Consider the following 26279-nt stretch of genomic DNA (forward strand, 5'->3'; position numbering starts at 1 on the left):
GCTACATAGAAGACCGATGGATCAAGAAGAGGAAGGACCCGGTCACCGGGAAAAGGGAGAAAACCGCTCGCTACGGCAAGGGGAAGCGGTACAAGGTCGCCGGCATACCCGGGGTGCGGGACCGATCCTTCGAGGTCCTGGAGGATGCTAAGGCGTGGCTTCGTCGGGCAGCCACGGACGAGGAGCGCGGCGAGTTTGTGGACCCGCGAGATGGATCCATCACGCTGGCCGACTACATCGCGATGCACTGGGCGCCGGGCAGAGGCGGTGCTCCGAAGACCCAGCAGAACCAGGAGCGGCGAGCGCGACTCCACATCATTCCGCACCTGGGCCAACTCCCCCTCAGGAACATCACGGCGGCGGATTTGCGCGCGTACATAGCCAAGTTGGAGTCAACCGTCTCCTCGGTCGACTACCAGCGCGGCATCCTTTCCGAACTCTCCTCCATTCTTGAGGCGGCCGTAGATGACAAGCGGCTCGCCGGGAACCCAATGCACGCGAAGTCCGTGCGATGGCCCAAGGCGCCACAGGAGCGACGGGATGCCTGGCCGTTGGAGACGGCGCTGCGAGTCCGCGACGTCGTCAACCCGCGCAACCGGATAACCGTCGTCCTCGGCCTGGGCTGCGGGCTCCGTCAGGGCGAGGTGTTCGGATTGAGCCCGGAGGACATCGACTACGCGAGAGGCGTGCTCCATGTCCGCCGCCAAGTCCAGGCGATCAAGGGGACGCTGTATTTCACCCTGCCGAAGGGAAAGAAGACCCGTGTTGTCGACATGCCCTCCTCGGTTGCCGAGGAGTTGAAGCGCCACGTCGAAGCGTTCCCGCCAGCGGAAGTGGAGCTTCCGTGGGGGAAGCCGGAGGGGCAGGGGAGGAAGTTCTCGCTGCTGCTCACCACACGATTCGGCAACGCCGTCGCGGTGAACACGTGGAACACCTACACCTGGAAGCCTGCCTTGGCCGAGGCGGGCATCATTCCGCCGCGCGCCAAGGAAGCGAAACCCTGGCAGTGGGCGGCTGCCCCGAAGGACGGCTTCCACGTGCTGCGGCACACCTATGCCTCGCTCATGCTGGAGGCCGGAGAGTCCGTCGTGACCTTGGCGCGGTGGCTCGGGCACTCCTCGCCCGCGATCACCCTCGGTTACTATGCTCACTTCATGCCGGAGGCTGGAAGCAAGGGGCGAACCGCCATCGACGGACTGCTCGGGGAGCAGGGAGAACTGCATGCCGCTCGAAACTCCCCAGATTCTCCCCAGGGTCATTGACGAGGTATTCCCGCTACTGCGCCCCTCCGGCGATGGTCGTGGATTGCAAGGTTAAATAGACGGGTGGCCTGGGAAAATGCTGAGAGAGGTCATCGCGACCCGCTACATCACGCCGCTGCGTGAGGGTGGCTCGCTGCCGGGGCTCGTCGAGGCCGACGATCTCGGGACGTACGTCATGAAGTTCACCGGCGCCGGGCAGGGGCGCAAGACTCTCGTCGCGGAGGTCGTCTGCGGTGAACTCGCCCGTCGGCTGGGCCTGCGCGTGCCCGGCCTGGTGACGATCGGCCTCGACCCGGTCCTGGGGCTCGGTGAACCTGACCAGGAGGTTCAGGGACTGCTGAAGTCGAGCGGCGGACTGAACCTCGGGATGGACTTCCTCTCCCGGGCGATCGGCTTCGACTCCCTGGCGCACCGGGTGAGCCCCGAGGAGGCCGGGCGGATCGTGTGGTTCGACGCCTTGGTCAACAACGTCGACCGCTCCTGGCGCAACCCCAACATGCTGGTGTGGCACGGCGACCTGTGGCTCATCGACCACGGCGCCACGATGATCTGGCACCACAACTGGCCCGGGGCCCAGGCCTCCGCCGCCAAGCCGTACGACGCCACCGACCACGCGCTCGCACCCTTCGGCCCGGACATCGTCTCCGCCGCCGCCGATCTGGCGCCGCTGGTCACGGAAGAGCTGCTCACCGAGGTGACCTCCGGGATTCCGGACGAGTGGCTCGACGGGGAGCCCGGTTTCGACACGACGGACGCTCTGCGGAGGGCGTACGCGGAGCCGCTGCTCGCGCGCGCCGCCGTGATCCATGAGCGCATCAAGGGCATCGACAGCACCGCGGGCATCAAGGGGAGCAAGTGAGCGAGCGGGACGTCTTCGAGTACGCGCTGCTGCGTGTGGTTCCGCGAGTCGAACGCGGCGAGTGCTTCAACGCGGGCGTGCTGGTGTACTGCCGCGCCAAGTCCTTCGTCGCCGCCCGCACGCATCTGGACGAGACCAAGCTGCGGGCACTGGATCCGGAGGCGGACGTGGCGGGCGTACGGGCTGCGCTCCGTGCTGTCGAGGGAGTCTGTGCCGGAGGGGAAGCGGCAGGTCAGGCGGCGCACGACGACGCCGGACGGCGCTTTCGCTGGCTGATCGCGCCCCGCTCCACGGTCGTCCGGCCGGGGCCCGTGCACACGGGGCTCACCGCGGATCCGCGGGCCGAGGTGGAGCGGTTGCTCGAGCTGCTGGTCAGGTAATGGATCACACGTGCGCGGTGTGCCGTTGACACCGGGTGCCAGGGCTTCTAGCGTCACGTCTGCTGAAGGTACTAAGCGGTCGCTCACCGGACGGGCGTACCGTGTGAGCCGCAGGGCAATTCAGGGCCGCAGGGCTTTTCAGCCGCAGGGCTTTTCAAGGGCGAGGAGAACCAGCAATGTCCACCACTGAGCAGCGCGTCGCCGTAGTCACCGGTGCCGCGCGCGGCATCGGTGCCGCGACCGCCGTACGACTGGCCGCCGAGGGCCGCGCCGTCGCGGTGATCGACCTCGACGAGGCCGCGTGCAAGGACACCGTCGAGAAGATCACCTCCGCCGGTGGCAAGGCCATCGCGGTCGGCTGTGACGTCTCCGACGAGGCCCAGGTCGAGGCGGCCGTCGCCCGGATCGCCGAGGAGCTCGGTGCGCCGACGATCCTGGTGAACAACGCGGGTGTCCTCCGCGACAACCTGCTGTTCAAGATGAGCACGTCCGACTGGGACACGGTCATGAACGTGCACCTGCGGGGCGCCTTCCTGATGTCGAAGGCCGTTCAGAAGCACATGGTGGACGCGAAGTTCGGCCGGATCGTCAATCTGTCCTCGTCCTCCGCGCTCGGCAACCGGGGCCAGGTCAACTACTCCGCCGCCAAGGCCGGTCTGCAGGGCTTCACCAAGACGCTCGCCTTCGAGCTCGGCAAGTTCGGCGTCACCGCGAACGCCGTGGCGCCCGGCTTCATCGTCACCGACATGACCGCCGCGACGGCCGCCCGCATCGGCATGGGCTTCGAGGACTTCCAGGCCGCCGCCGCGACCCAGATCCCCGTACAGCGCGTCGGCAACCCGGACGACATCGCCAACGCGATCGCCTTCTTCACGGGCGAGGCGGCCGGATTCGTCTCCGGCCAGGTGCTGTACGTCGCCGGCGGACCGCTCAACTAAGGCCGGGGGACACGGACATGACCACACTCCCCGAGCTCTCGGGCAAGGTCGCGCTCATCACGGGCGCGAGCCGCGGCATCGGCTACGGCGTCGCCGAGGCCCTGATCGCCCGCGGTGACCGCGTCTGCATCACCGGCCGCAACGAGGACGCCCTCAAGGAAGCCGTCGAGGCACTCGGTGCCGACCGCGTCATCGGCGTCGCGGGCAAGGCCCACGACGAGGCCCACCAGGCCGTCGCCGTCGAGCGCACCATGGAGGCCTTCGGCCGCGTCGACTACCTGGTCAACAACGCCGGTACGAACCCGGTGTTCGGCCCCATCGCCGACCTCGACCTCAACGTGGCGCGCAAGGTCTTCGAGACCAACGTCGTCTCGGCGCTCGGGTTCGCCCAGCGGACCTGGCACGCCTGGCAGAAGGACAACGGCGGCGCGATCGTCAACATCGCCTCCCTCGCCGGGATCTCCGCCTCGCCGTTCATCGGCGCGTACGGCATCAGCAAGGCCGCCATGGTCAACCTGACCCTGCAACTGGCGCACGAGTTCGCGCCCATGGTGCGGGTCAACTCGATCGCGCCCGCCGTCGTCAAGACCAAGTTCGCGCAGGCCCTGTACGAGGGCCGCGAGGAGGAGGCGGCCGCGGCGTACCCGCTCGGCCGGCTCGGTGTCCCCTCGGACATCGGCGGCGCCGCCGCGTTCCTCACCTCCCCGCAGTCGGACTGGATCACCGGCCAGACGCTGGTGGTCGACGGTGGCATCTTCCTCAACGCCGGGGTGGGATGACATGAGCGCCGGTGCGGGCGCGCGCCGACGGAGCGAGCGCCCGCGCCGAGTGACGAGTTGACAGAAATCGTGCCCGCGTCGAGGCATTTCGGGTGCACAGAAGAATGACAACGTAGTCACATACTCGCTGATCAAGTGCCCTGCCGGGAAAGCGGTTCCGCCGGTGGGGCACTGCGGTATGGTCTGCCGACCCTTGGTACGGCAGATCGAGGAGCGAGCGCGTGTTCAACCGGAACCGGAACCGATGCCTGCGGCAGCTGGCGACGATCACGTCGATATCCCTGGTCGCCGGATGCGGTGTCCTCTCCTCGGACTCCTCCGACGACGCCGGACCGATCGTCGTGGGCACCACCAGTGCTCCGAGCACGCTGGATCCGGCGGCTTCCTGGGACGGCTCCTGGGAGCTGTTCCGCAACATTTACCAGACGCTGCTGAGCTACCCCAACGGCGCGGTCGAGCCCGGCCCCGACGCGGCCGAGTGCAAGTTCACGGACGCGGTGAACCGCACGTACAGCTGCCGCCTGCGCGATGACATGACGTTCTCCGACGGGGACAAACTCGACGCCCAGGCCGTCAAGTACTCGATCGACCGGATCAGGAAGATCGCTGTCGCCGGCGGCCCCGCGGGACTTCTGGGAAGCCTTGAGCGGGTCCAGGTGCTGAGCGACCGTGAGGTCGTCTTCCACCTCAACAAGTCCGACGCGACCTTCCCGTTCGTCCTGGCCACGCCCGCCATGTCGATCGTCGACCCCGACGACTACCCCGCCGACGCCCTGCGCAAGGACGGCCGGGTCACCGGCTCCGGGCCCTACAGCCTGGGGTCCTACGAGGAGGGCAAGCAGGCCCAGCTCGTCAGGAACGACCGCTACAAGGGCTTCGCCGACCGCAAGAACAAGGCGGTCACCATCCGCTACTTCCAGGACTCGGCCCAGATGGTCGACGCCCTCCGGGACAAGGACATCGACGTCACCTTCCGAGGTCTCGCCGCCTCGGACATCGTCTCGCTCCAGGGCCAGGACCCCGACGAGGGCATCCAGCTCATCGAAGGCGCGGGCACCGAGATCAGCTACCTGGTGTTCAACCCGAAGGACCCTTGGGCCGCGAAACCGGCCGTCCGTAAGGCGATTGCCCAGGTCATCGACCGACCGGTGATCGCGCACAAGATCTACAAGGACACCGTCGAGCCGCTGTACTCCATGGTCCCGAAGGGGCTGACCGGCCACACCGTGGGCTTCTTCGACGACTACGGAGCCCCCAGTTCGTCCAAGGCCCGGCAGATCCTCCTGGAGGCGGACATCAACGAGCGCGTCCCCCTCACCTTCTGGTACACGACCGACCGCTACGGCTCCGAGACCGCCCCCGAGTTCCGGGAGCTCAAGAGCCAGCTGGAGGACTCCGGTCTCTTCACGGTCACCCTCAAGAGCCGCCCCTGGAAGACCTACGAAGAGGGTTACCGCAAGGGCGAGTACCCGGTGTTCGGGCGTGGCTGGTTCCCCGACTTCCCGGACGCCGAGAACTTCATCGCGCCCTTCGTGGGCGAGGACAACGCGCTCGGTACGCCCTATCCGGCCCCGTACATCACCAACAACCTGCTTCCGGAGTCGCGCCGCGAGACCGACCGCGGAGCCGTGGTGAAGCAGTTCGAGGAAGCTCAGCAGATCCTCGTCGACGACGCCCGGCTGCTGCCGCTGTGGCAGGGCAAGCAGTACGTGGCCGCGAGCGAGGACATCTCGGGTGGCGAGGTCGCCCTGGACCCGTCGACGATCATGACGATGTGGGAGCTGTACCGGAAGACCAGCTGGTAGCGCGGGCCTCTGGACCCGATTGTCAGTGGGCGGCGGTAGGTTCTGTGGTCTGGAAGTGACCGCACATCGGAGGAAGTTGACGTGACCGATATCGCCATGCTGCCCGAGTCCTGGCGCGACGTCCTGGGCGAGGAGCTGCAGGAGCCCTACTTCAAGGAACTCACCGAGTTCGTCGAGGAGGAGCGCGCGAAGGGCCCGGTCTACCCTCCGCGGGACGAGGTCTTCGCCGCGCTCGACGCGACGCCGTACGAGCGGGTGAAGGTACTGATCCTCGGTCAGGACCCCTACCACGGCGAGGGCCAGGGGCACGGTCTGTGCTTCTCCGTCCGCCCGGGCGTGAAGACCCCGCCCTCACTCCGCAACATCTACAAGGAGATGAAGGAGGAGCTGGGCACCCCGATCCCGGACAACGGCTATCTGATGCCGTGGGCCGAGCAGGGCGTGCTGCTGCTCAACGCGGTGCTGACGGTGCGCGCCGGTGAGGCCAACTCGCACAAGGGCAAGGGCTGGGAGAAGTTCACGGACGCGGTCATCCGGGCCGTCGCCGACCGGCCCGACCCGGCCGTCTTCGTCCTGTGGGGCAACTACGCCCAGAAGAAGCTGCCGCTGATCGACGAGGAGCGGCACGTGGTGGTGAAGGGGGCGCACCCCTCGCCGCTGTCCGCCAAGAAGTTCTTCGGTTCGCGACCGTTCACCCAGATCGACGAGGCTGTCGCACGGCAGGGCCACGAGGCGATCGACTGGCGGATTCCGGACCTGGGCTGAGATTCGGTCCCTCTGGCCGGGCGGGGCTCGTGAGAGCGAGCCCGGCCGGGCCGTCACCGGCCTGGCCCAGCCGTGCACGGAGGCGCCTGAGCGTGATTGTCAGTGGCTGCCGTTAGCGTCGTTGGCGTCGTGATGATCAGTGACGAGCCTGTGGAGGACGCGGTGGCGGAGCAACAGGAGCAGGCAGCGCCGGACGCCATGATGACCCGGATCGGGCAGGTCATCATGCTGCACCACGGCGGTGACCGCGAGGAGGCCCGGAGCCGCTTCCTGGACCTGTGGGCTGAGATCGGCGAGGACGGCGACGCCCTGCACCGCTGCACGCTGGCGCACTACATGGCGGACACCCAGGACGACCCCTCGGACGAACTGGCCTGGGACCTACGGGCGTTGTCGGCGGCGGAGGAGCTCACCGACGGGAGGATCGCCGAGCACCACGAGTCGCTCGCGGTGCGCGTCTTCTACCCCTCGCTGCATCTGAATCTCGCCGCCGACTATGTGAAGCTCGACCGCACCGAGGCCGCCCGCACGCATCTGCGCAGGGCCCGTGGTGCGGTCGGCGCTCTTGGGGACGACAGCTACGGCGACGGTGTCCGGGCGGCGATCGGCCGTCTGGAGCTGCGGCTCGACGGGGAGGGGACACCGGGATCGGGCGAGGGGCCCGGGTCACTGGGCGGTCCTGGTTCCTCCGGCGGGCCCGGAGGGGAGACGCTGGGGCCGCCGAGACGGCGGTCCTGATCGGGCAGTGCCCCAAAGGGGCGCGGGGAACTGCGCGACCAGCCACGACGGACCCGCAGGCGACGCACCGGAATTCCGGCGGAGCGCTCAGCGGTGGGCGCCGCGTCCGTCAACGGCCGTACGCCCCCTCGCAGATGACCGCTTGGGGGCTGTCCGCCGACCAGCCTCCGTACTTCCGGCCGAGGGCGCACACGTCCGCGCTCGCCGGGACATCCGGGACAACGGGTGGGACGGCGATGCGTGGCTCGGGGCGCGACGCCTTGGGATGCGGGGCGGTGCGGGGGCGATGGGGAGCGGCCGGTGGGGCCGCGGCGGGTGGCGGAGGAGTCGCCCGGCGCGGTGCGGGCGCGCTGGGCGAGGGCCTACGGGACGGGCCGATGAGTTCCAGCGCCTCCCGCGCCGGTGCCTGCACGATCTGCGGCTCGGCCTCGCCGTCCGGACGCGGCACGGAGGGCCCCGACGGTACGGGCGGCAGGCCGGAGGAGGGCGGTCGCTGGACGGTCACACAGCCGGAGAGGGCCGTGACAGCCACGGTGACCAGGAGCGTCGCGGTCGTCGTTGATCGATGCACCCGCGCAACTCTGCTGTGTCCGGCTCTCTTTGGGGGAGCGGACAAGCGGAGGATGCCCCGCACGGGTGATCCTTCCGCCCCTCCGGAGGGTGCCGGCGTCGGTGAGGTGACCCGGACGCCCCGAGGTGCCCGGCGCCACCGCCGTATGCTTCCCGACGAGGTCAAAAACCCGGAACGTACCGCACAACCCGCAACACCCCCCTTGAGGAGACCCCCGTGAAGGTCGGCTGCATCGGACTCGGAGACATCGCGCAGAAGGCGTATCTGCCGGTGCTGAGTGTGCAGCCGGGGGTCGAGCTGCATGTGCAGACGCGCACGCCCGCGACGCTCGCCCGGGTCGCCGACAGCCTCCACCTGCCGCAGGGGCAGCGCCACGGCGACCTGTCGGAGCTGCTGGCCCAGGGACTCGACGCGGCGTTCGTGCACGCGGCCACCGTGGCGCACCCCGAGATCGTCACGCGCCTGCTCGAGGCGGGCGTACCGACGTACGTCGACAAGCCGCTCGCGTACGAACTCGCCGATTCGGAGCGGCTGGTGCGGCTCGCGGAGGAGCGCAACGTCAGTCTGGCGGTGGGCTTCAACCGGCGTTACGCGCCCGGGTACGCGCAGTGCGCCGACCACCCGAGGGAGCTGATCCTGATGCAGAAGAACCGCATCGGGCTGCCCGAGCAGACACGCGCGATGGTCCTCGACGACTTCATCCATGTCGTCGACACGCTGCGGTTCCTGGCGCCGGGGCCGATCGACGACGTGAGCGTGCGGGCGCGTGTCGAGGACGGGCTGCTGCACCATGTCGTACTGCAGCTCGCCGGGGACGGCTTCACCGCGCTCGGTGTGATGAACCGGCTGAGCGGTTCGGCGGAGGAGATCCTCGAGGTCTCGGGTCAGGACACCAAGCGGCAGGTGCTCAACCTCGCCGAGGTGATCGACCACAAGGGACAGCCCACCGTGCGGCGCCGCGGCGACTGGGTGCCGGTGGCCAGGCAGCGCGGTATCGAGCAGGTGACGCTCGCCTTCCTCGACGCCGTGCGCGCGGGCAAGGTGCTCAGTGCCCGGGATGCGCTGGCGACTCATGAACTGTGCGAGCGGGTGGTACGGGCGGTGGAGGAGCAGGCCGCCGCAGCCTGAGCGCGCGTGCGCCCTCCGTCGCGCACAGGGCTGCCAGCACCAGCAGGGCCGCGTGCACCGGCCATTCTCCGAACCGGACGTACGGCGTGACACCCCGTGCCAGCGGCACCTCGTACACCATCGTCTTGCTGGCGTCCGTGCCGAGCCAGGAGCCGACGCGCTCGCCGCTCGGGCCGTAGACGGCGGAGACGCCGGTCAGCGTTGCGTGCACCATCGAGCGGCCGGTCTCGGCGGCCCGCAGTGCGGCGAGTGAGGCGTGCTGTTCGGGCGCCCAGCTCTTCTGGAAGCTCGATGTCGAGGACTGCGCGAGGAGTACCTCGGCGCCGTCCTGGGCGAGATGGCGGCTCATGTCGGGGAACGCCGACTCGAAGCAGACCATCGGGCCCACGCGCAGCCCGTTCCCGACGTTCATCACCACCTGCTCGGTGCCCTGCCTGCGGTCCTCGCCGGCTGCCTTGCCCACCGAGGTCGCCCAGCCGAGGACACTGCGCGCGGGAACGTACTCCCCGAAGGGGACCAGCCGCATCTTGTCGTAACGGTCGCCGGTCGGGCCCCCGGGTCCCACCAGGACCGAGCTCTTGTAGATGCCGGGCCGGTCGGAGCGGCGCGCGTCGACGTTCACCAGGAGGTCGGCGCCCGTGAGCCGTGACAGTGCGGCGATCCGGTTCGCCAGGTCGGGCCGGTCGGCGAGGTCGAAGCCGACGCTGCTCTCGCCCCAGACGATCAGGTCGACGTCCTGCCCGGCGAGTGTGCGGGTGAGCGCCTCCTCGCGTGCGAAACGCTGGTCGGCGCCGTCGATGACGCCGGGCTGTACGACGGCGATGCGGACCCGGCCGTCCACGTCGGGGCGCGGCGACCACACCCAGGCCGCCGAGGTGGCGGCGGCCGTGGCGACCAGGCCGGCCACGGCGGGTATTCGGGCCTGGCGTACGGAAGCGAGTACGGCGACGGCGACGTTGACCGTCACCACCAGGAAGCTGAGCAGCCACACCCCGCCGACCGAGGCGAGCCGCAGCGCGGGATCGACCTGCCACTGGCTCGACCCGAGCAGGCCCCACGGGCCGCCCAACCCCTGCCAGGACCGGACGAGTTCGACCATCAGCCAGCCGGACGGCAGCACCACGAGGGCGGCCGCGATCTGCCCCGGCGAGGGCACACCGCCGAGGAACCGGCGCACGAGCCAGCCCCAAGGGGCCCACAGCGCGCCGAGCAACGCGGCTATGACCAGCGTGAACACATGCAGGCTCGGCAGCAGCCAGTGGTGCACCGCCAACATGAAGCCGAGCCCGCCGAGCCAGCCGTCGTACGCGGCCCGCTTTGCCGTCGGGGCCGAGCGGACCAGCAGGATCCAGGGCACGAGGGCGACGTACGCGAACCACCACAAGGAGGGGGCGGGGAAGGCGAACACGGGCAGCGCGCCTGCCAGGGCGACGACGACGCCGCGGCGCCAGGGGGAGACGAGCCAGCGCTCACGCCTGTTCATCCTGAGCCTCCCTCCCCGGTGCGTGCCTCCAGTGTGCGCGTCGGGGACGATCTCCGACAGGGGGTATCGGCTCGGGTGGCGACTGTTCTCGGTCAGGGCGCTCGGGTGGCGGCTGATCACATCCTTCTGCGCCGCCGAGGGCTCAGGACCCTCAGGTGGCCGCGGGCTCCTGACGTTTCTGGGAGGTGCGGCGCCACTTCTCCTGGACGATCACCTCGCGCAGCCGCCAGCCGTCGTGCGTACGCACCAGCCCGAAGGCGTAACGGCCGCCGCACACGAAGTCGGGCGCGGTGGAACCGTCGTCATGTCCCGCGAACCTCATCGGATTGATGTAGTCCGCCTGGATTCGGGCGGTGTCGCCGGTGTCCTGCTCCAGCAGCCCGAACCGGACACGCCGGTTGACGATCAGATGCTGACGCATCGGGAACAGTTCCATGCTCTGGGAAAGCCAACCTGCGACCTGCACGGCGTCTCCCTCGATTCCGCCGGCCGAGCGGTAGTCCGCACGTCCGTCCGGCGCGAACAGCCCCCGGTACGCCTCCCAGTCTCCGTCGTCCACGGCCACCGCGTACTCGGTGACGAGTCCGTCCACGGCGAACCGGTCCATCACGGTCGCGAGCTCCACACGCTGCGTCATTTGATCAGTGTTGGCCACGGGGCCTGCCACGCCAAGGGGCTAAGCGGTGATATTCAGGAGCCGTCCACCTCTGTGTGCGTGAGACCGGTGGCTTCGCCGAGCGGCAGGACTCCGCTCTCCGACCGCTGTTGAGCGGCGTAGCGCGAACGCTCCGGCCGGTACTCGACAAGTACGGGGTGTGGCCGTGGTCGAGCGGCTGCGGAAGGGGACCCGATGGAGTCGGACGACGAGGATCTGCTGACGCGCTCGGCGCGTGACCCGGCGGCCTTCGAGCCACTGGTCGAGCGCCACGCCGGTGTACTGCACGGCTATCTGGCCCGCCGGGCGCCCGCCGCCGCGGACGATCTGCTGGCGGAGGTCTGGTTGCAGGCCTACGCGAGCCGCTCCACCTTCGACGCCGACCGTGGCACGGCTCGTACCTGGCTGTTCGGGGTGGCGAGGAACGTACTGGCCGCGCACTGGCGGCAGAACGGGCGGGAACAGCCGGGAACGCCCGGTGATCGTGCCGACAGCGACCCGTGGCAGGGGGTCGACGAACGGCTGGACGCCGCGGCGGTCGCGCCGTTCCTGCGGCACACGATCGCCGGACTTCCGCACGTGGAGCGCGAGTTGCTGCTCCTCGTCGCCTGGGAGCGGCTCACCCCGACCGAGGCCGCGGCCGCGGTCGGAATCCCCCCGGGCACCGCAAGATCCCGCCTGCACCGTGCCCGTGCACGGCTGCGTGCGGCACTCGCACCGACCAGTGCCGGCACCCTCAACCGGACAGGAGACCTCGCATGACCACGACCGAGCCCGATGTCCTCGACTTTCCCGGCGCAGAGACCCTTGAGGCCGCCGGGCGGGTGGATCCGCCGAGCACGTCGACCGTCGCAGCCGCGCAGGCCGCGGTACGGGAGGCCGTGGCCCGTGACATGGCGGCAGTCCCCCGGCGGCGGCGTGGCGGCGTCCGGCGCCGGTCCGCAGTGGCCGCCTTGGCCGTGGCGGCGGTCACCGCCGCCGTCCTGGTGTACCCGACGGTCTCCGTCGACGGCGGCCCGCCGGCCGCGAGCGCGAACGCGGCGGCCTTCTTGCAGCACGTGGCGGACGCGGCGGCGGACGAGAGCAAGCCCGCCACCGACGTCCCGTACTGGAAGGTGCGCGTCCGCTACACCCACCCGGGCGGGAAGGCCGACATCCAGTCGACCTGGTTCAGCCGGACCGCCGTCATCCTCGAACAGGGCCCCGGCGGGCGGGACTCGGGGGCCTGCCGCGACGGCTTCTGCTACTTCCCCGAGCCCCGGGGCATGGTCTGGACGATCGGGAAGACCAAGCTGACCTGGGACGAACTCGGCAAGCTGCCCACCGACCCGGCGGCCCTGAAAACCCGCCTTCTCGGCGACTCAGCAGGCAGCACGGCCACGACCGGGAATCTCCACAACAGCATCGTGCAACTGCTCGCCACCGCACCGTCGAGCCCCCAGTTGCGCGCGGCCCTGTTCGAGATCCTGGCCGGGATGGACGGCGTACGGCTCGTCGGCCCGGCCAAGGACAGCGCGGGACGGCAGGGCACGGCCGTGGAATGGCAAGGCCCGGAGCTGCACCACCGCCTCATCGTCGACCCTGACACCAGTGACGTCCTGGAACACCAGGAGAAGGGCGCCGTCACGGGCGGGGCATGGCTCGGCACGACTTATCTGTCCGTGGGGCCGGCCTGGAAGCTTGGCTGACTGGTCTTCCCGGCCAGGGGCAGGGTCGGACAGGGCCCGGTGCACGAATCCTTGTGCACCGGGCCCTGTCCGTGCCGTCACCGGTCCGGAGCAGAACACCGGCGTGCCGTCCCGAAGTTGGACAACTCGGCTGTGTGGCAGTCCAGTTGCCCGAGGAGGGGCCGTACGTCCTCTACGGGGACGTGCTCGCGCATCTGCGATCGTGGGGCGATCCGTTCGCGCTGCGAGGAGGCACTTATGGCACGTTCTGTCACGGTGGTCACGGGCGGTGGTCGGGGGATCGGTGCCGCGACCTGTACGCGCCTCGCCGCGGACGGGCACGACATCGCGTTGGGATACGTCAGCGACGGCGCCGCCGCCGAATGGACCGCCACCGCCGTCCGGGGGGCCGGGGCGCGCTGTGTCACGGTCCGTATGGACATCTCCGACGAGGCCGATGTGGAGCGGTTGTTCGACATGGCGGCGGACCGGCTGGGGCCGGTGACGGGGCTGGTGAACAACGCCGGGGTGACCGGCCCGCCCGGCAGGCTCGCGGACGCCGACCCCGCAGATCTGCGGCGGGTGGTGGAGGTCAACCTCCTGGGCACGCTGCTGTGTTCGCGCCGCGCGGCCCGTTCGATGGCGGCCTGGGGGAGCGGAGTCATAGTGAACGTCTCGTCGGCGGCCGCCACCCTCGGGAGTCCCGGGGAGTTCGTCCACTACGCGGCCAGCAAGGCGGCTGTCGACACACTGACCATCGGCCTCGCCAAGGAACTCGGCCCCGACGGCATCCGCGTCAACGCGGTCGCGCCGGGGATGGTCGACACCGAGATGCACGCGGCGATGGGTGACCCGGGCCGGGCCGATCGCGCCGTGTCCGCCATTCCGCTCCGCAGAGTCGGCCAGGCCGAGGAAATCGCCGCCGCCATCGCCTGGTTGATGTCACCCGATGCCTCTTACACGACGGGGGCGGTGCTGCGGGTGTCCGGAGGGCGGTGAGGTCCGGGGTGTTGCGGCTCGGCGGTTCGAGCTTGTGGTTCGAGCGTGTTCCGCTCAGCGGTTCGAGCGCCGCCGCATCGGCGACGTCACGCCGCCTCGATGACCTCGCCGCGTATCGCCTTGGCCCACTCCACGACCAACAGCTCGTACTCCGCTCGCTCCTGCGCCGAGAGGGAGCCGCCTGCGCGCATCCACAGCGCGCGAATCTGTTCGTTCACCGCGGCGGCAGACCGCACGGAACCAGAGGGCATTAAATCGGGGGACATGGGTGCAAGCCTAAGGGCATGGACTGACAGTGCGCTACCAGACGGCTACTCAGGCCGTATGTGGTTGGTCACGGCCGCCGCGTTCACTGTCGCTCGGCCCAGCTGCGGGACCAGTCAAGGAGGGGGCCCATCGCGGTCACCAAGTCGTCGCCGAGCGGGGTGAGATGCCAGGAGGAGTGGGCGGTTGACGTGGTGATACCCGCCTCGCGGAGTTCCGTGAGGCGGGTGGACAGGACGCTGGAGGACATGTCGTCGCAGCGGCGCTGGAGGTCGCGGAAGCCGATCGGGCCCCCGCCCCGGTGGAGTTCCCAGATGACGCGCAGAGTCCAGCGCCGCCCGAGGAGGTCCAACGCCGCCATGACGGGGCGGCCGCTCGTCGAGCCGCGCACCGGGCGGCCGGGTGCCGGGGAGTCGACTGGCGGGGAGTCGGTTGTCGGGATACCGGCGGCGGAGTGCTGGGGTTCGGGTGGCGTGGTCAAGTGGACGCCTCTCGCGGGGAGTTGCTCAACTCCTACCCTTGCGCTTCGATTTCAGAAGCGCAAGGGTGCTGGACATGAAGCAGCGCATCGACGGCGTCACGCCGCCCTACGAGCCCGAGACCGACCGCGCGTTGCACAGGTGGATGCCGCCCGGCGTCACCCGTGAACCCCTGATGCTCTTCAAGGTCCTGGAACGCCACCCCGAACTGGCCTCGCGCATGCGGGCGTTGGGTGCGGGCCTCCTCGTCCACGGCCGGCTCGGCGACGCCGACCGCGAACTCGTGATCGCCCGCGTCGCCGCCCGCTCCGGATGCGCGTACGAGTGGGGCGTCCATATGGCGGCGTACGCCGAAACGGCCGGACTCTGCGAGGAGCAGGTCACCCTCACCGCGACCGGCGAAGCCGACGACCCCGCGTGGTCCGCCCGGCAGACGGCCCTGCTGCGTGCCGTGGACGAACTCCACGCCACCTCGCAGGTGAGCGACGCGGCGTGGAGTGGGTTGCGGGAGCATTTCGACGAAAGCGAAGTCCTGGAGCTGCTGGTCCTCGCGGGCTGGTACCGGACGATCGCGTACGTCGCGAACGGAGTGCGGATCGAGGGGGAACCCTGGGCGCTCGCCCTGCCGGGGAGTTGAGCCGACAGCACCGCCGACTCGACGGTGACGTGCTGGAGTTGGGCGGACAGTCAGCCGACTCTGCGGTGACGTGCTCGAACCCCGGCGACGCTTGGGGCCCGCCGGAGCCGAACCGTCAGCCCGCCGACTCCGCCGCGTGCGGGCTGAGCGCGCCCGTCGTCACCAGCACGATGATGAGGATGCCGAGCGCGATGCGGTAGTAGACGAACGGCATGAAGCTCTTGTGCGAGATGAACTTCATGAACCAGGCGATGACGGCGTACCCGACCGCGAAGGCGATGACCGTCGCGAAGGCCGTCGGGCCCCAGTCGACATGGCCGCCCTCGCTGGCGTCCTTGAGCTCGAAGAGTCCGGATGCGAGTACGGCCGGCATGGCGAGGAGGAAGGAGTAACGGGCCGCCGCTTCACGGGTGTAGCCCATGAACAGGCCGCCGCTGATGGTCGCGCCGGACCGGGAGACCCCGGGGACCAGGGCCAACGCCTGGCAGAGGCCGTAGAGCAGGCCGTCCTTGGTGTTCAGGTCCTGCAGTGTCTTGCGCTCCTTGGCGGCCCGGTGCTTCCCGCCCGCCTCGTCGCGGGCCGCGAGCCGGTCGGCGATGCCGATGACGATGCCCATCACGATCAGCATCGTCGCGGTGATCCGCAGATCGCGGAACGGCCCCTCGATCTGGTCCTTGAGCGTCACCCCGAGCACGCCGATCGGGATCGAGCCGACGATCACCAGCCAGCCCATCTGCGCGTCGTGATCGCTTCGCATCGCCTTGTTCACGAGCGAGCGGGACCACGCCGAGATGATCCGCGCGACGTCCTTGCGGAAGTAGATCAGTACCGCGGCCTCGGTGCCGAGCTGGGTGATCGCGGTGAAGGCCGCGCCCGGGTCCTCCCAGCCTGCGAACGCCGCTGTCAGACGCAGATGCGCGCTGGAGGACACGGGAAGGAACTCGGTCAGCCCCTGGACGAGTCCGAGGATGAGGGATTCAAACCAAGACATGAAGTTACGTGGTCCCAGAACTGATCGTGGAAGGGGCGACGGGCATACCGTGCCGCTGATCGCGGTGATCACGGGTGGTGTTGAGGGCAGCGTAGCGTCCCCGTCCGACAGTCCCGGCACAGGGGTTTCGTAGCCGGACGGGGCGGGAGCGGCCCGGGGGCGTCCCGTGCCGCCGGAAGACAGGGTTCTCGGTGTTGACCGGCGGCTGGACCGGCGCATACGTTTCAGCAGGCGGGAAAGCGCTTGCTGCCTCCGGAGTCAGTCCGGGTGTCATCATGCGTTGGCCAACGTCTGACGACCGCGTCCGATGGAGTGCTGATCACGAACATGCCCACACCCAGCAACGACACCAGCCCCGAGACCTCCCCGAACCGCCCCGCGGCCCCGTTCGACGGCCGTCGTATCAGGGCTGCTGTCATCGGTACGGGCGCCATCGCGCGCGGGAGTCATGTCCCCGCGCTCGCCCGACTCGCCGAAGAAGGGGAGACGGAGATCGTCGCCGCGGTCGACATCGCCGAGGACGCGGTTCGGGAGTTCTGCGCGGAGGTGGGCATCCCGCACGCGTACACCGACCTCGACCGCATGTTGGAGGAGCAGCGGCCGGATCTGGTCGTCATCTGTACGCCGCCGACGCTGCACCGCGACCAGACCGTGGCGGCGTTGCGGGCCGGAGCGTGGGTGTGGTGCGAGAAGCCGCCGGTCCCGACACTCGCCGACTTCGACGCCGTCGAGGCGGAGGAGGGGCTCGGTGGGGGCCCGTACGCGGCGATCGTCTTCCAGCACCGTTTCGGGTCCGGCGCACGCCATGTGAAGCGCCTGATCGCCGAGCAGGCCATGGGGCGTCCGCTCGTCGCGCACTGCCAGACGACCTGGTACCGCAATGCCGCCTACTACGCCGTCCCCTGGCGCGGACGCTGGGAGACCGAGGGCGGCGGGCCCGCGATGGGGCACGGCATCCATCAGATGGATCTGCTGCTGGATCTGATGGGGCCGTGGAGCGAGGTGCGCGCCATGGCCGGAAGGCTCGTGCACGACGTGGAGACGGAGGACGTGTCGACCGCTCTCGTCCGCTTCGAGAACGGCGCGCTGGCGACCGTCGTCAACAGTGTCCTGAGCCCGGACGAGGTCAGCCGTATCCGCATCGACTGCGAACGCGCCACCGTCGAGCTCACGCACCTGTACGGGCACAGCAACGACAACTGGCGCATCACCCCGGTTCCGGAAGCGCCGGACGCGGACGTGGCGGCCTGGCGGGACTTCGGTGCGGACGTGCCGAGTTCGCACCTTGAGCAGCTGCGGGACCTGGTGGCGAGCATGCGTGCGGGCGAGCGGCCGCGCAGCAGCGGCGCCGACGGACGCACCAGCCTGGAACTGATCACCGCGCTGTACAAGTCGGCGTTCACGGACACGACCGTCCGTGCCGGGGAGATCGGTCCGGGGGATCCGTACTACACGGCTCTGCACGGGGGTGCGGCGGGCTGGGCGCCCGCGGGTTCCCAGGCGTCCGAGGTGTCTGAGGTGTCTCAGGGGGTGTCGGCATGACCACGCCCTCGGAGGGTGGCCTGCGTATCGTCCACGCGCACGGCGAGAGCATCACCATCAGTGAAGTCGGCACCGGTGTCGAGCTGTTGAGCTACGTCTACCGTCCCGAGGCGGCGTGGGAGGCCCCGAAGCCGTATCTGCACCCGCTCAGGACGCTGGCGAACAACGTTGTCACCGACTACCGGCCCAACGACCACCGCTGGCACAAGGGCCTCCAGATGACGGCCTCGCACCTCTCCGGCCAGAACCTGTGGGGCGGCAACACATACGTTCACGGAAACGGCTATGTCGAACTCCCAGAGCGCGTCGGGTCGATGGCGCACGTCGCCTTCGACCGGGTGGACTCGGACGACAGTCGCGCGGTCATCGTGGAGCGGCTCACATGGCATCCGTACGACGGCGAACTGTGGGCCGACGAGGAGCGCCGGATCGAGGTGCACGACGTCGATCCGGAGTCGGGTTCCTGGGCGCTGACCTGGACCACCGCGGTCACCAACCGGCGCGACGAGCCGCTGCGCTTCGGCAGCCCGACCACCGCGGGACGTGAGATGGCGGGCTACACGGGCCTGTTCTGGCGCGGACCGCGGGCCTTCCGGGACGGGCGGATCATCGGGCCCGACTCCGAAGGGCCCGGACTGATGGGGCGGCAGGCGCCGTGGCTCGCGTTCTCGGGGGAGTACGACGGCTCCGACGGACACGCGACGATGGTCTTCGCGCACGCCCCCGAGAACGACCACTCCGGGGAGGCCGGCGCCCACCCGGCCCACTGGTTCGTACGCAACGAACCCTTCGCCGCCGTCGCCCCGTCGCTCGCCTTCTACGACGAACTGGAGCTGGCACCCGGCGACACGCTCACCCGCCGCTACCGGGTCGTCGTGGCCGAGGGGGTTTGGGAGCGCGAGGAAGTCGCGAAGTACCTGGAGGAGCACCCGTGGTGAGCGGGCAGGAGGTACCGGGCACGGCGGCAGTCCAGGGCTTCGACGGGCTTCCGGGGGCCGTCGCCGTCTCGCACCTCCGCGTCTACGACTGGCCCGCGGCAGACGGCGTCTGTGGCGGAACTCCTCATATGCACCTGACCTGTTCGGAGGCGTACGTCGTCACCGGCGGGCGCGGCGCGGTACAGACGCTGACGACGTCCGGGTACGAGGTGACGCCGCTCGTGCCCGGTGCCGTCGTGTGGTTCACGCCCGGCACCATCCACCGGCTGGTCAACGAGGACGATCTGCGCATCACCGTCCTCATGCAGAACAACGGGCTGCCGGAGGCGGGGGACGCCGTCCTCACGCTGCCGCCGCGGTACCTGACCGACGCCGAGACGTACGCGGCCGCTACGGCCATCCCGGCCGACGCGCCCGAGGAGGAGCGGGAGCGGGTCGCCCGAGCCCGGCGCGACCTCGCCGTCGAGGGCTACCGGGCGCTGCGTGACGCGGACGGACCCGAGCCGCTCGCCGAGTTCCACCGGGCCGCGGCCGCGCTGGTTCGGCCCCGGCTCGCCGAGTGGCGCGAGCGGTGGCAGCGGGGTGCCGAAGCTGCCGCCGCGGCTACGGGGCACCAGCTCGACCGTCTGGAGCGGGGCGACGCGTCCCACCTCTCGGACGCTGTCGTACGGGCTGAACAGCCGTCCGCGTACGGCCGGTTCGGGATGTGCGGACGGCTCGATGTCTACGACGTCCATAAGGGGACGCACTAGACCCGTGAGGTCCGCAAAGGGGACGCACTAGACGCGTGAGGCCTGTCGGTAGGGGCACCGCTGCGTCGTAGTCGTAGTCGTAGTCGTAGTCGTAGTCGTAGTCGTAGCCGTAGCCGTAGCGTCCGCTACGCCGCCGCAGGACCCGTCACGGTCCAGCCCGGGGCCTGCGGGTGCGCCATCAGGTCGTCGTGCTCGACTTCCTTGCCGCACTCCCGGCAGACGACCTGCGGGACCAGTTCATTGCCGCACGTGTGCTCCAGGACCATGGGCCGGAAGCCGTCCTCCTGGAGATGCCGGTCGCCCCACGCCATGAGCGTGAGCAGGACGGGCTCCAGATCCAGCCCCGCCTGCGTGGGCAGGTACTCGTAGCGCTTGGGGCGATCGCTGTATTCGACCTTCTTCAGCACGCCGGCGTCGACGAGCCGTTTCAGCCGGGCGGTCAGTACGTCGCGCGGGGCACCGATGTTGCGGACCAGCTGGTCGAAGCGCGTGGCGCCGAGCGACACCTCGCGCAGCACCAGCAGGGAGTACTTCTCGCCGACCAGGGCGAGCGTGGCGGCGATCGAGCAGGGGCGGGCGTCCTTCATGCGCCCAGTCTAGTGGGTGGGTTGGTTGTTCCAACCCACTGAGCTACTCTTGAGTCACTTAGCGGGTTTGAAAAGCAAACTCTATGGGTTTGGAGATCAGACATGCGTGACGCCGTGATCGTCGAAGCCGTACGCACCCCCGTCGGCAAGGGCAAGTCGAACGGCGCCCTCGCCCATGTCCACCCCGTGGAACTCCTCGCCCACACACTCCGCAGTCTCGTCGAGCGCTCCGGAGTGGACCCGGCGCTGATCGACGACGTCATCGGCGGCACCGTCGACCAGGTCGGCGAGCAGGCCATGAACACCACTCGGTACGCCGTGCTCTCGGCCGGCTTCCCGGACGCCGTGCCCGCGACCACGGTGGACCGTCAGTGCGGCTCGTCGCAGCAGGCCGTGCACTTCGCGGCGCAGGGCGTCATGTCCGGCGCATACGACATGGTCGTCGCCTGTGGCGTCGAGTCGATGAGCCGCGTCCCGATGTGGTCGAACGTGCCGGCGGGCAAGGACCCCTTCGGCCCGGGGTCGCCGAGCGCTACCCGGAGGGCCTGGTGCCGCAGGGCATCAGCGCCGAACTCATCGCCGCCAAGTGGGGCATCTCGCGTGAGCGTATGGACGCGTTCGCGGTCGGTTCGCACCAGAAGGCGGCCGCGGCCTGGGACGGCGGTCTGTTCGATGCCGAGGTCGCGCCTCTGGACGGGCTGACCCGCGATGAGTGCGTCCGGCCCGCCAGCACCACGGAGATACTCGCCGGGCTCAAGCCCGCCTACTACGACCCTGGCTTCGGCGAGCGTTTCCCGCAGATCGACTGGTCGGTCACCGCGGGCAACGCGAGCCCGATCAACGACGGCGCGTCGGCCGTGCTCATCACGTCGAGCGAGACCGCCGCCCGCCTCGGCCTGCGCCCGATCGCCCGCCTGCACAGCTTCGCCGTCACCGGCTCCGACCCACTGCTGATGCTCACCGGCGTCATCCCGGCCACCGAGAAGGTGCTCCGAAAGGCGGGTCTGACCCTCGACGACATCGATCTCTTCGAGGTGAACGAGGCCTTCGCGAGCGTCGTCCTGGCCTGGCAGCAGGAGACGGGCGCCGATCTGGCCAAGGTCAACGTGCACGGCGGAGCGATCGCGATCGGCCACCCGCTCGGCGCGAGCGGCACGCGTCTGACGACCACCCTCGTCCACGCGATGCGCGCCCGCGGAGCCCGCTACGCGCTGCAGACGATGTGCGAGGCGGGCGGACTCGCCAACGCGATGGTCCTGGAAGCCGTGTAACGCCGGGTCGGACGACCGCGGCAGTGCGCCTCGGCGGCCGCGCGTCCCACGGCAGCGCCTCAGTGACCGGCGCCGAGCAGCGTCTCAGCGGCCGGTGCCGCAGCAATGCGTCAGTGGCCGCGCAGGTGGTGCCGCTTGCGCCAGGCCACCACAATCCCGACGAGGGTCGGTACGGCGATGAAGGCCATCGCGATCAGGAAGGCGGGCGAAGTCGGCGCCGAGGCCTGGGCACCTGCGACGACGTACGCGGCGGTGTTCGGGATCGTGCCGAGCGCCGTCGCGAGGAGGAACGGCAGCCAGCCCATGCGGGAGACGGCCGCGCAGTAGTTGGCGGCCCAGAACGGGATGCCGGGGAACAGCCGGGCCGCCATCATCGAGCGGAAGCCGTGGCGGCTGAGCTGCCCGTCCGCCGCCTTGAGCCAACGGGCGCGAAGGAGCGGTCGCAGCGCGTCCTGCCCGAGCAGCCGACCGAGCCCGAAGGCCAGTCCGCCGCCGAGCACCGTGCCTCCAATGGCGGCGGCGAGGCCCAGCTGGGAGCCGAAGAGGGCGCCCGCGGCGAGGCTGAGAAGCGGCCGGGGCACGAACGCGACCGTGACAAGCCCGTACGCCGCCGCGAAGGCGACGACCGCCGCGGCACCGTTGAGCTGCGGCGGCCAGCCGTCGGAGAGCAGCCGCTGCGGTTCGAACAGCAGCACGCTGGACGCGGCCCCCGCGAGCAGCACCACGAGCAGGGAGAGCCGCGACCAGGGCGACAGCAGGGCTCGTGTGCAGCGGGCGGCAAGGCTGGTGGGCGCGACGGCCGGACCTGTTGGTGCGGCGATGGCGGTCTCCGCGGCGATGGCGAACTCCGGCGCGGCGGCGAGCTCCGAAGCGGCGGCCGGGGGAGTGGCCGTGGCGGTGCCCCCAGAGCGGTTGGTGGCATCGAGCATCCGGTGACACTAACCGACCGACGTGTGTGATCGCCGTATGGTTCGTCTCATGGGCGTCACAGCTTCGGGAACGTCAGGTGCGCCGTTCGAGGTGCCGAACAGCGTCCTTGCGGACACCTTGTTGGAGCGGCTCACCGCCACCTACACCGCAGCGGCCGATCCGGAACGCGCCGTGTCGATGCGCGCCTACATGAAGGACATCGCACCCTTCCTCGGCCTGACCACACCCGAGCGCCGCGCCCTGTCACGGACCGTCCTCCTGGGCACGGCGCGCCCCGACGAGGCCGACTGCACGGCGCTCGCACTGCGCTGCTGGGAGCTGCCGGAACGCGAGTACCACTACTTCGCCGTCGACTACCTGCGTCGTCATGTGAAGCGCCTTTCGTCCGGCTTCCTGCCGGTGGCACGGCACCTCGTCGCCACGGTCTCCTGGTGGGACACCGTCGACGCGCTCGCCTCCCACACAGTGGGGGGCCTGGTGGCGGCCGATCCGAAGCTGAAGGCCGACATGGACGCGTGGATCGAGGACGAGGACCTGTGGGTCGCGCGTACGGCCCTGCTCCACCAGCTCCGCTACAAGGACGCCACCGACACGGAACGCCTCTTCGGGTACTGCCTCCGCCAGTCCGGACACCCCGACTTCTTCATCCGCAAGGCGATCGGCTGGTGTCTGCGGGAGTACGCCAAGACGGACCCCGAGGCGGTACGGGACTTCCTCGCGAGGGAGCGTGGGAGGTTCGCGCCGCTGTCCGTGCGCGAGGCTCTGAAGAACATCGGCCCCTGAAGTCTCCTTACGCACCACCGGAAACACCTGACTCCAGGACGCCTCCACGACGCGTCCAGGACGCGAAAAACCATTCGACGTGGGCAGACGTGTCGGCGAAGATCTCCTCATGTCCCGGTACGCCTTCTTCCTCGCAGCATCCGCAGTCGCGGATGCGCCGAAGGCTGCCGTCCCGATCCTCGTGGCCGCCGTCGACGGCGCCCGAAGCTGACCCTTCCCGGATTGTCCGGCGGACCCCGCAGGGGGAGGGTCGGCAAGTCCTTGGGGGTCCCCGTTCCGGCCCGTACATACGCGCCGGGGCCATCACTCAGCTCCGCTGACATGAAGAGGCTTCGAGGTACAGCCATGCCCAAGACGGCTTACGTGCGCACCAAGCCGCACCTGAACATCGGCACCATGGGTCACGTCGACCACGGCAAGACCACCCTGACCGCCGCCATCACCAAGGTTCTCGCCGAGCGCGGCTCCGGCACCTTCGTTCCGTTCGACCGGATCGACCGGGCGCCGGAGGAGGCCGCGCGCGGCATCACCATCAACATCGCGCACGTCGAGTACGAGACCGACACCCGGCACTACGCGCACGTCGACATGCCGGGCCACGCCGACTACATCAAGAACATGGTCACGGGCGCGGCCCAGCTCGACGGGGCGATCCTCGTCGTCTCCGCGCTCGACGGGATCATGCCGCAGACTGCCGAGCACGTGCTGCTCGCCCGGCAGGTGGGCGTCGACCACATCGTCGTTGCCCTCAACAAGGCCGACGCGGGCGACGAGGAGCTCACCGACCTCGTGGAGCTGGAGGTCCGCGAGCTGCTCTCCGCGCACGGGTACGGGGGCGACTCCGTACCGGTCGTACGGGTGTCTGGTCTCAAGGCCCTTGAGGGGGACCCCCGTTGGGCGGCGGCGATCGACGCGCTGCTCGACGCGGTGGACACGTATGTGCCCATTCCGGAGCGGTACCTGGACGCGCCGTTCCTGCTGCCGGTCGAGAACGTGCTCACGATCACCGGGCGCGGGACGGTCGTCACCGGGGCGGTCGAGCGAGGCACGATCCGGGTCGGCGACCGTGTCGAAGTGCTCGGCGCCACCGTCGACACGGTGGTCACCGGCCTTGAGACCTTCGGCAAGCCGATGGAGGAGGCGCAGGCCGGGGACAACGTGGCGCTGCTGCTGCGTGGGGTGCCCCGCGACGCGGTTCGGCGCGGGCACATCGTCGCCGCGCCCGGCAGTGTCGTACCCAGCCGCCGGTTCTCGGCGCAGGTGTACGTCCTGTCGGCGCGGGAGGGCGGACGTACGACGCCTGTGTCCACCGGGTACCGGCCGCAGTTCTACATCCGTACCGCGGATGTGGTCGGCGACGTCGACCTCGGTGAGATCGCCGTTGCCCGGCCCGGTGACACCGTCACGATGGCGGTGGAGCTCGGGCGGGATGTTCCGCTGGAGCCCGGTCTGGGGTTCGCGATCCGTGAAGGGGGTCGGACTGTGGGGGCGGGGACGGTGACGTCGGTCGGCTGACGGGGTTCGGGTGCCTGCCCGGGAGGGCGGGCACCCGCTCTCCCGTACCCGGGGGGGCGGGGCGGGGTCGTGGGTTTTCGCCCCCTCCGCCCCTGCCCGTCCCGTACCTGGGGGCTCCGCCCCCAGACCCCCGGTCGCCCGAAGGGCTCGTCCTCAAACGCCGGACGGGCTAAGAGATCTCCCCCGGCCGGAGCTGATGGGGCATGGCGGCACAATGGACCCGTGGACGACGAGCCGATACCCGTGACGCGGGACGTGGATCACGGGACCGCCAAGCTGATGCCGGATGTCGACCGGAAGCGGGCGTGGCTGCTGACGGTGGACGGGGCGCCGCAGTCGTACGTCGATCTGGACGCGCCCACGCATCTGGAGTTCGAGTACGCGCGGCGGCTCGGGCATGTGGTGGACACGGTCGCGGAACCGGGGCTGGCGCTGGACGTGCTGCATCTCGGCGGAGGCGCGCTGACACTGCCCCGCTATGTGACCGCGACGCGGCCCGGGTCGAGGCAGGACGTGGTGGAGGCCGACCTCGGCCTGCTCACCCTCGTTGCCGAGCATCTGCCCGTGCCCGACGGCGCGGGAATCGCACTGCACGGTGCGGACGCCCGCACCTGGATCGAGGACGCCGTACCCGACTCCGTCGACATCGTGATCGCGGACGTTTTCGGCGGCTCGCGCGTCCCGGCGCATCTGACCTCCGTGGCGTACGCGCGGGCGGCCGAGCGGGTCCTTCGTGCCGACGGCGTCTACCTCGCGAACCTCGCCGACGCCGCGCCCTTCGCCTTCCTGCGCTCCCAACTCGCCACGTTCGCCGCGGTGTTCGAGGAGCTGGCCCTGATCGCCGAACCGGGCGTGCTGCGCGGCCGCCGCTTCGGCAACGCGGTGCTCGTGGCCTCCCACCGTCCCCTCGACACGGCGACCCTCGCCCGCCGCACCGCCTCCGACGCCTTTCCCGCGCGTGTCGAACACGGCCCCGCACTGCGGGAGTTCATCGGCAAGGCGCAGCCCGTACGGGACGAGAACGCGGTCCCCTCACCCGAGCCGCCCGACGGCGCCTTCAGCATCGGCTGACCCCGGTACCTGGTTCGGCATGGGCGCCACGCGCAGTGGATGCACCGACGGAGTCAGCGGTCCAGCCCAAGCTCCAGCTCAACCAGCAAGCCACGAATGCGCCGTTCGATCTCGTCGCGGATCGGACGGACCGAGGCGACCCCCTGCCCGGCGGGGTCGTCGAGCTGCCAGTCGAGGTAGCGCTTACCGGGAAAGACCGGGCAGGTGTCGCCGCACCCCATGGTGATCACCACGTCGGACGCCTGCACGGCCTCGACGGTCAGGACCTTCGGAGTCTCGGCGGAGATGTCGACGCCGACTTCCTTCATCGCCTCGACGACCGCCGGGTTGACTGTGTCGGCGGGGGCGGAGCCGGCCGAGCGGACTTCGACCTTGTCTCCGGCGAGATGGGTGAGGAATGCGGCGGCCATCTGCGACCGCCCTGCGTTGTGAACGCAGACGAACAGTACGGATGGACGCGGGGCGGGAGTGCTCATGGCGGGTGTCTTTC

28 protein-coding genes and 1 pseudogene are annotated in these 26279 nt (G+C 69.9%); 20 read left to right on the top strand and 9 right to left on the bottom strand.

The window, feature by feature from the left end; all coding sequences use genetic code 11:
• The first annotated feature begins 113 nt into the window (after positions 1–113).
• The 8 genes from OG266_RS38995 to OG266_RS39030 all read left to right on the top strand — a co-directional run bounded on the left by OG266_RS38995 (position 114) and on the right by OG266_RS39030 (position 7526).
• Positions 114–1262 (top strand): tyrosine-type recombinase/integrase, encoded by a 1149-nt coding sequence (locus tag OG266_RS38995; RefSeq protein WP_371551569.1) that lies wholly within the window; start codon positions 114–116, stop codon positions 1260–1262.
• A 76-nt stretch (positions 1263–1338) separates the two neighbouring features.
• The gene (locus OG266_RS39000) at positions 1339–2121 is read left to right on the top strand and encodes a HipA family kinase (RefSeq protein WP_371551571.1); all 783 of its coding nucleotides are present in this window, start codon (positions 1339–1341) and stop codon (positions 2119–2121) included.
• A complete protein-coding gene (locus tag OG266_RS39005; protein WP_371551573.1) occupies positions 2118–2501 on the top strand; it encodes a DUF3037 domain-containing protein in 384 nt (127 codons plus the stop codon). Before OG266_RS39000 ends, OG266_RS39005 begins: the two co-directional genes overlap by 4 nt.
• Positions 2502–2677: 176 nt before the next feature.
• Positions 2678–3439: a 3-oxoacyl-ACP reductase FabG gene (gene fabG, locus OG266_RS39010; protein ID WP_266468074.1), complete on the top strand. Its 762-nt coding sequence runs from the start codon at positions 2678–2680 to the stop codon at positions 3437–3439.
• 17 nt (positions 3440–3456) lie between these two features.
• Positions 3457–4218, top strand: coding sequence for an SDR family oxidoreductase (locus OG266_RS39015; RefSeq protein ID WP_371551575.1), 762 nt, complete (start codon positions 3457–3459; stop codon positions 4216–4218).
• 221 nt (positions 4219–4439) lie between these two features.
• The gene (locus OG266_RS39020; RefSeq protein ID WP_371551577.1) at positions 4440–6023 is read left to right on the top strand and encodes an ABC transporter substrate-binding protein; all 1584 of its coding nucleotides are present in this window, start codon (positions 4440–4442) and stop codon (positions 6021–6023) included.
• A gap of 81 nt (positions 6024–6104) precedes the next feature.
• Positions 6105–6788 (top strand): uracil-DNA glycosylase, encoded by a 684-nt coding sequence (gene ung / locus OG266_RS39025; protein ID WP_266468082.1) that lies wholly within the window; start codon positions 6105–6107, stop codon positions 6786–6788.
• 162 nt (positions 6789–6950) lie between these two features.
• The gene (locus OG266_RS39030; RefSeq protein WP_371553119.1) at positions 6951–7526 is read left to right on the top strand and encodes a hypothetical protein; all 576 of its coding nucleotides are present in this window, start codon (positions 6951–6953) and stop codon (positions 7524–7526) included.
• A 109-nt stretch (positions 7527–7635) separates the two neighbouring features.
• Here the strand turns inward: OG266_RS39030 and OG266_RS39035 are convergent, their stop codons facing one another.
• A complete protein-coding gene (locus OG266_RS39035) occupies positions 7636–8097 on the bottom strand; it encodes a hypothetical protein (protein ID WP_371551580.1) in 462 nt (153 codons plus the stop codon).
• 216 nt (positions 8098–8313) lie between these two features.
• Here OG266_RS39035 and OG266_RS39040 point away from each other — a divergent pair, with 216 nt between their 5' ends.
• The gene (locus OG266_RS39040) at positions 8314–9225 is read left to right on the top strand and encodes a Gfo/Idh/MocA family protein (protein WP_266468088.1); all 912 of its coding nucleotides are present in this window, start codon (positions 8314–8316) and stop codon (positions 9223–9225) included.
• Here OG266_RS39040 and lnt read toward each other — a convergent pair.
• Entirely contained in the window at positions 9143–10708 is a 1566-nt protein-coding gene (gene lnt / locus OG266_RS39045; RefSeq protein ID WP_371551582.1) for an apolipoprotein N-acyltransferase, read from the bottom strand. The two genes, OG266_RS39040 and lnt, sit on opposite strands and share 83 nt — an antisense overlap.
• A gap of 151 nt (positions 10709–10859) precedes the next feature.
• Positions 10860–11345, bottom strand: coding sequence for a nuclear transport factor 2 family protein (locus OG266_RS39050; protein ID WP_371551584.1), 486 nt, complete (start codon positions 11343–11345; stop codon positions 10860–10862).
• A 213-nt stretch (positions 11346–11558) separates the two neighbouring features.
• Between OG266_RS39050 and OG266_RS39055 the strand changes: the two genes are divergently transcribed.
• From OG266_RS39055 to OG266_RS39065, 3 genes are all read left to right on the top strand, one after another.
• Positions 11559–12125: an RNA polymerase sigma factor gene (locus OG266_RS39055; RefSeq protein WP_371551586.1), complete on the top strand. Its 567-nt coding sequence runs from the start codon at positions 11559–11561 to the stop codon at positions 12123–12125.
• Positions 12122–13051: a CU044_5270 family protein gene (locus tag OG266_RS39060; RefSeq protein ID WP_266468098.1), complete on the top strand. Its 930-nt coding sequence runs from the start codon at positions 12122–12124 to the stop codon at positions 13049–13051. Before OG266_RS39055 ends, OG266_RS39060 begins: the two co-directional genes overlap by 4 nt.
• 237 nt (positions 13052–13288) lie before the next feature.
• A complete protein-coding gene (locus tag OG266_RS39065; protein ID WP_371551588.1) occupies positions 13289–14029 on the top strand; it encodes an SDR family NAD(P)-dependent oxidoreductase in 741 nt (246 codons plus the stop codon).
• Positions 14030–14115: 86 nt separating this feature from the next.
• On the opposite strand, the gene OG266_RS39070 is transcribed toward OG266_RS39065, so the two are convergent.
• Together OG266_RS39070 and OG266_RS39075 are read right to left on the bottom strand one after the other, a co-directional pair.
• Positions 14116–14295: a hypothetical protein gene (locus OG266_RS39070; RefSeq protein WP_266468103.1), complete on the bottom strand. Its 180-nt coding sequence runs from the start codon at positions 14293–14295 to the stop codon at positions 14116–14118.
• An 83-nt stretch (positions 14296–14378) separates the two neighbouring features.
• Entirely contained in the window at positions 14379–14654 is a 276-nt protein-coding gene (locus OG266_RS39075; RefSeq protein ID WP_329550310.1) for a helix-turn-helix domain-containing protein, read from the bottom strand.
• A gap of 194 nt (positions 14655–14848) precedes the next feature.
• Between OG266_RS39075 and OG266_RS39080 the strand changes: the two genes are divergently transcribed.
• The gene (locus tag OG266_RS39080) at positions 14849–15409 is read left to right on the top strand and encodes a carboxymuconolactone decarboxylase family protein (RefSeq protein WP_371551591.1); all 561 of its coding nucleotides are present in this window, start codon (positions 14849–14851) and stop codon (positions 15407–15409) included.
• A 115-nt stretch (positions 15410–15524) separates the two neighbouring features.
• On the opposite strand, the gene OG266_RS39085 is transcribed toward OG266_RS39080, so the two are convergent.
• Positions 15525–16400, bottom strand: coding sequence for an undecaprenyl-diphosphate phosphatase (locus OG266_RS39085; RefSeq protein ID WP_266468108.1), 876 nt, complete (start codon positions 16398–16400; stop codon positions 15525–15527).
• Between the two features lie 327 nt (positions 16401–16727).
• Between OG266_RS39085 and OG266_RS39090 the strand changes: the two genes are divergently transcribed.
• Genes OG266_RS39090 through OG266_RS39100 form a run of 3 tightly spaced genes read left to right on the top strand, consistent with a single transcriptional unit; the run spans position 16728 to position 19632 of the window.
• Complete coding sequence (locus OG266_RS39090; RefSeq protein ID WP_266468111.1) at positions 16728–17942, top strand: Gfo/Idh/MocA family protein; 1215 nt, start codon at positions 16728–16730, stop codon at positions 17940–17942.
• The gene (locus tag OG266_RS39095; protein WP_266468114.1) at positions 17939–18880 is read left to right on the top strand and encodes a PmoA family protein; all 942 of its coding nucleotides are present in this window, start codon (positions 17939–17941) and stop codon (positions 18878–18880) included. The genes OG266_RS39090 and OG266_RS39095 overlap by 4 nt, the downstream gene beginning before the upstream one ends.
• Positions 18877–19632: a cupin gene (locus tag OG266_RS39100; protein WP_266468117.1), complete on the top strand. Its 756-nt coding sequence runs from the start codon at positions 18877–18879 to the stop codon at positions 19630–19632. The genes OG266_RS39095 and OG266_RS39100 overlap by 4 nt, the downstream gene beginning before the upstream one ends.
• 125 nt (positions 19633–19757) lie before the next feature.
• Here the strand turns inward: OG266_RS39100 and OG266_RS39105 are convergent, their stop codons facing one another.
• Entirely contained in the window at positions 19758–20219 is a 462-nt protein-coding gene (locus tag OG266_RS39105) for a helix-turn-helix domain-containing protein (protein WP_266468120.1), read from the bottom strand.
• Between the two features lie 102 nt (positions 20220–20321).
• On the opposite strand from OG266_RS39105, the pseudogene OG266_RS39110 reads away from it, so the two are divergent.
• Positions 20322–21490: pseudogene (locus OG266_RS39110) on the top strand (acetyl-CoA C-acyltransferase).
• Positions 21491–21600: 110 nt separating this feature from the next.
• Here OG266_RS39110 and OG266_RS39115 read toward each other — a convergent pair.
• Positions 21601–22419, bottom strand: a complete 819-nt coding sequence (locus tag OG266_RS39115) for a TVP38/TMEM64 family protein (protein WP_371551594.1) — start codon at positions 22417–22419, stop codon at positions 21601–21603.
• Between the two features lie 49 nt (positions 22420–22468).
• On the opposite strand from OG266_RS39115, the gene OG266_RS39120 reads away from it, so the two are divergent.
• The 3 genes from OG266_RS39120 (at position 22469) to OG266_RS39130 (ending at position 25789) form a co-directional block, all read left to right on the top strand.
• On the top strand, positions 22469–23203 hold the full coding sequence (locus tag OG266_RS39120) for a DNA alkylation repair protein (RefSeq protein WP_371551595.1): 735 nt from the start codon (positions 22469–22471) through the stop codon (positions 23201–23203).
• A gap of 345 nt (positions 23204–23548) precedes the next feature.
• On the top strand, positions 23549–24718 hold the full coding sequence (gene tuf, locus OG266_RS39125) for an elongation factor Tu (RefSeq protein WP_371551597.1): 1170 nt from the start codon (positions 23549–23551) through the stop codon (positions 24716–24718).
• A 279-nt stretch (positions 24719–24997) separates the two neighbouring features.
• A complete protein-coding gene (locus tag OG266_RS39130; RefSeq protein WP_371553121.1) occupies positions 24998–25789 on the top strand; it encodes a spermidine synthase in 792 nt (263 codons plus the stop codon).
• 53 nt (positions 25790–25842) lie between these two features.
• Here the strand turns inward: OG266_RS39130 and OG266_RS39135 are convergent, their stop codons facing one another.
• Positions 25843–26265: an arsenate reductase ArsC gene (locus OG266_RS39135; RefSeq protein WP_371551599.1), complete on the bottom strand. Its 423-nt coding sequence runs from the start codon at positions 26263–26265 to the stop codon at positions 25843–25845.
• Positions 26266–26279 lie beyond the last annotated feature (14 nt).

Origin of the sequence: Streptomyces sp. NBC_00554, assembly GCF_041431135.1 — a bacterium.
In the GTDB taxonomy this organism is placed as follows: domain Bacteria; phylum Actinomycetota; class Actinomycetes; order Streptomycetales; family Streptomycetaceae; genus Streptomyces.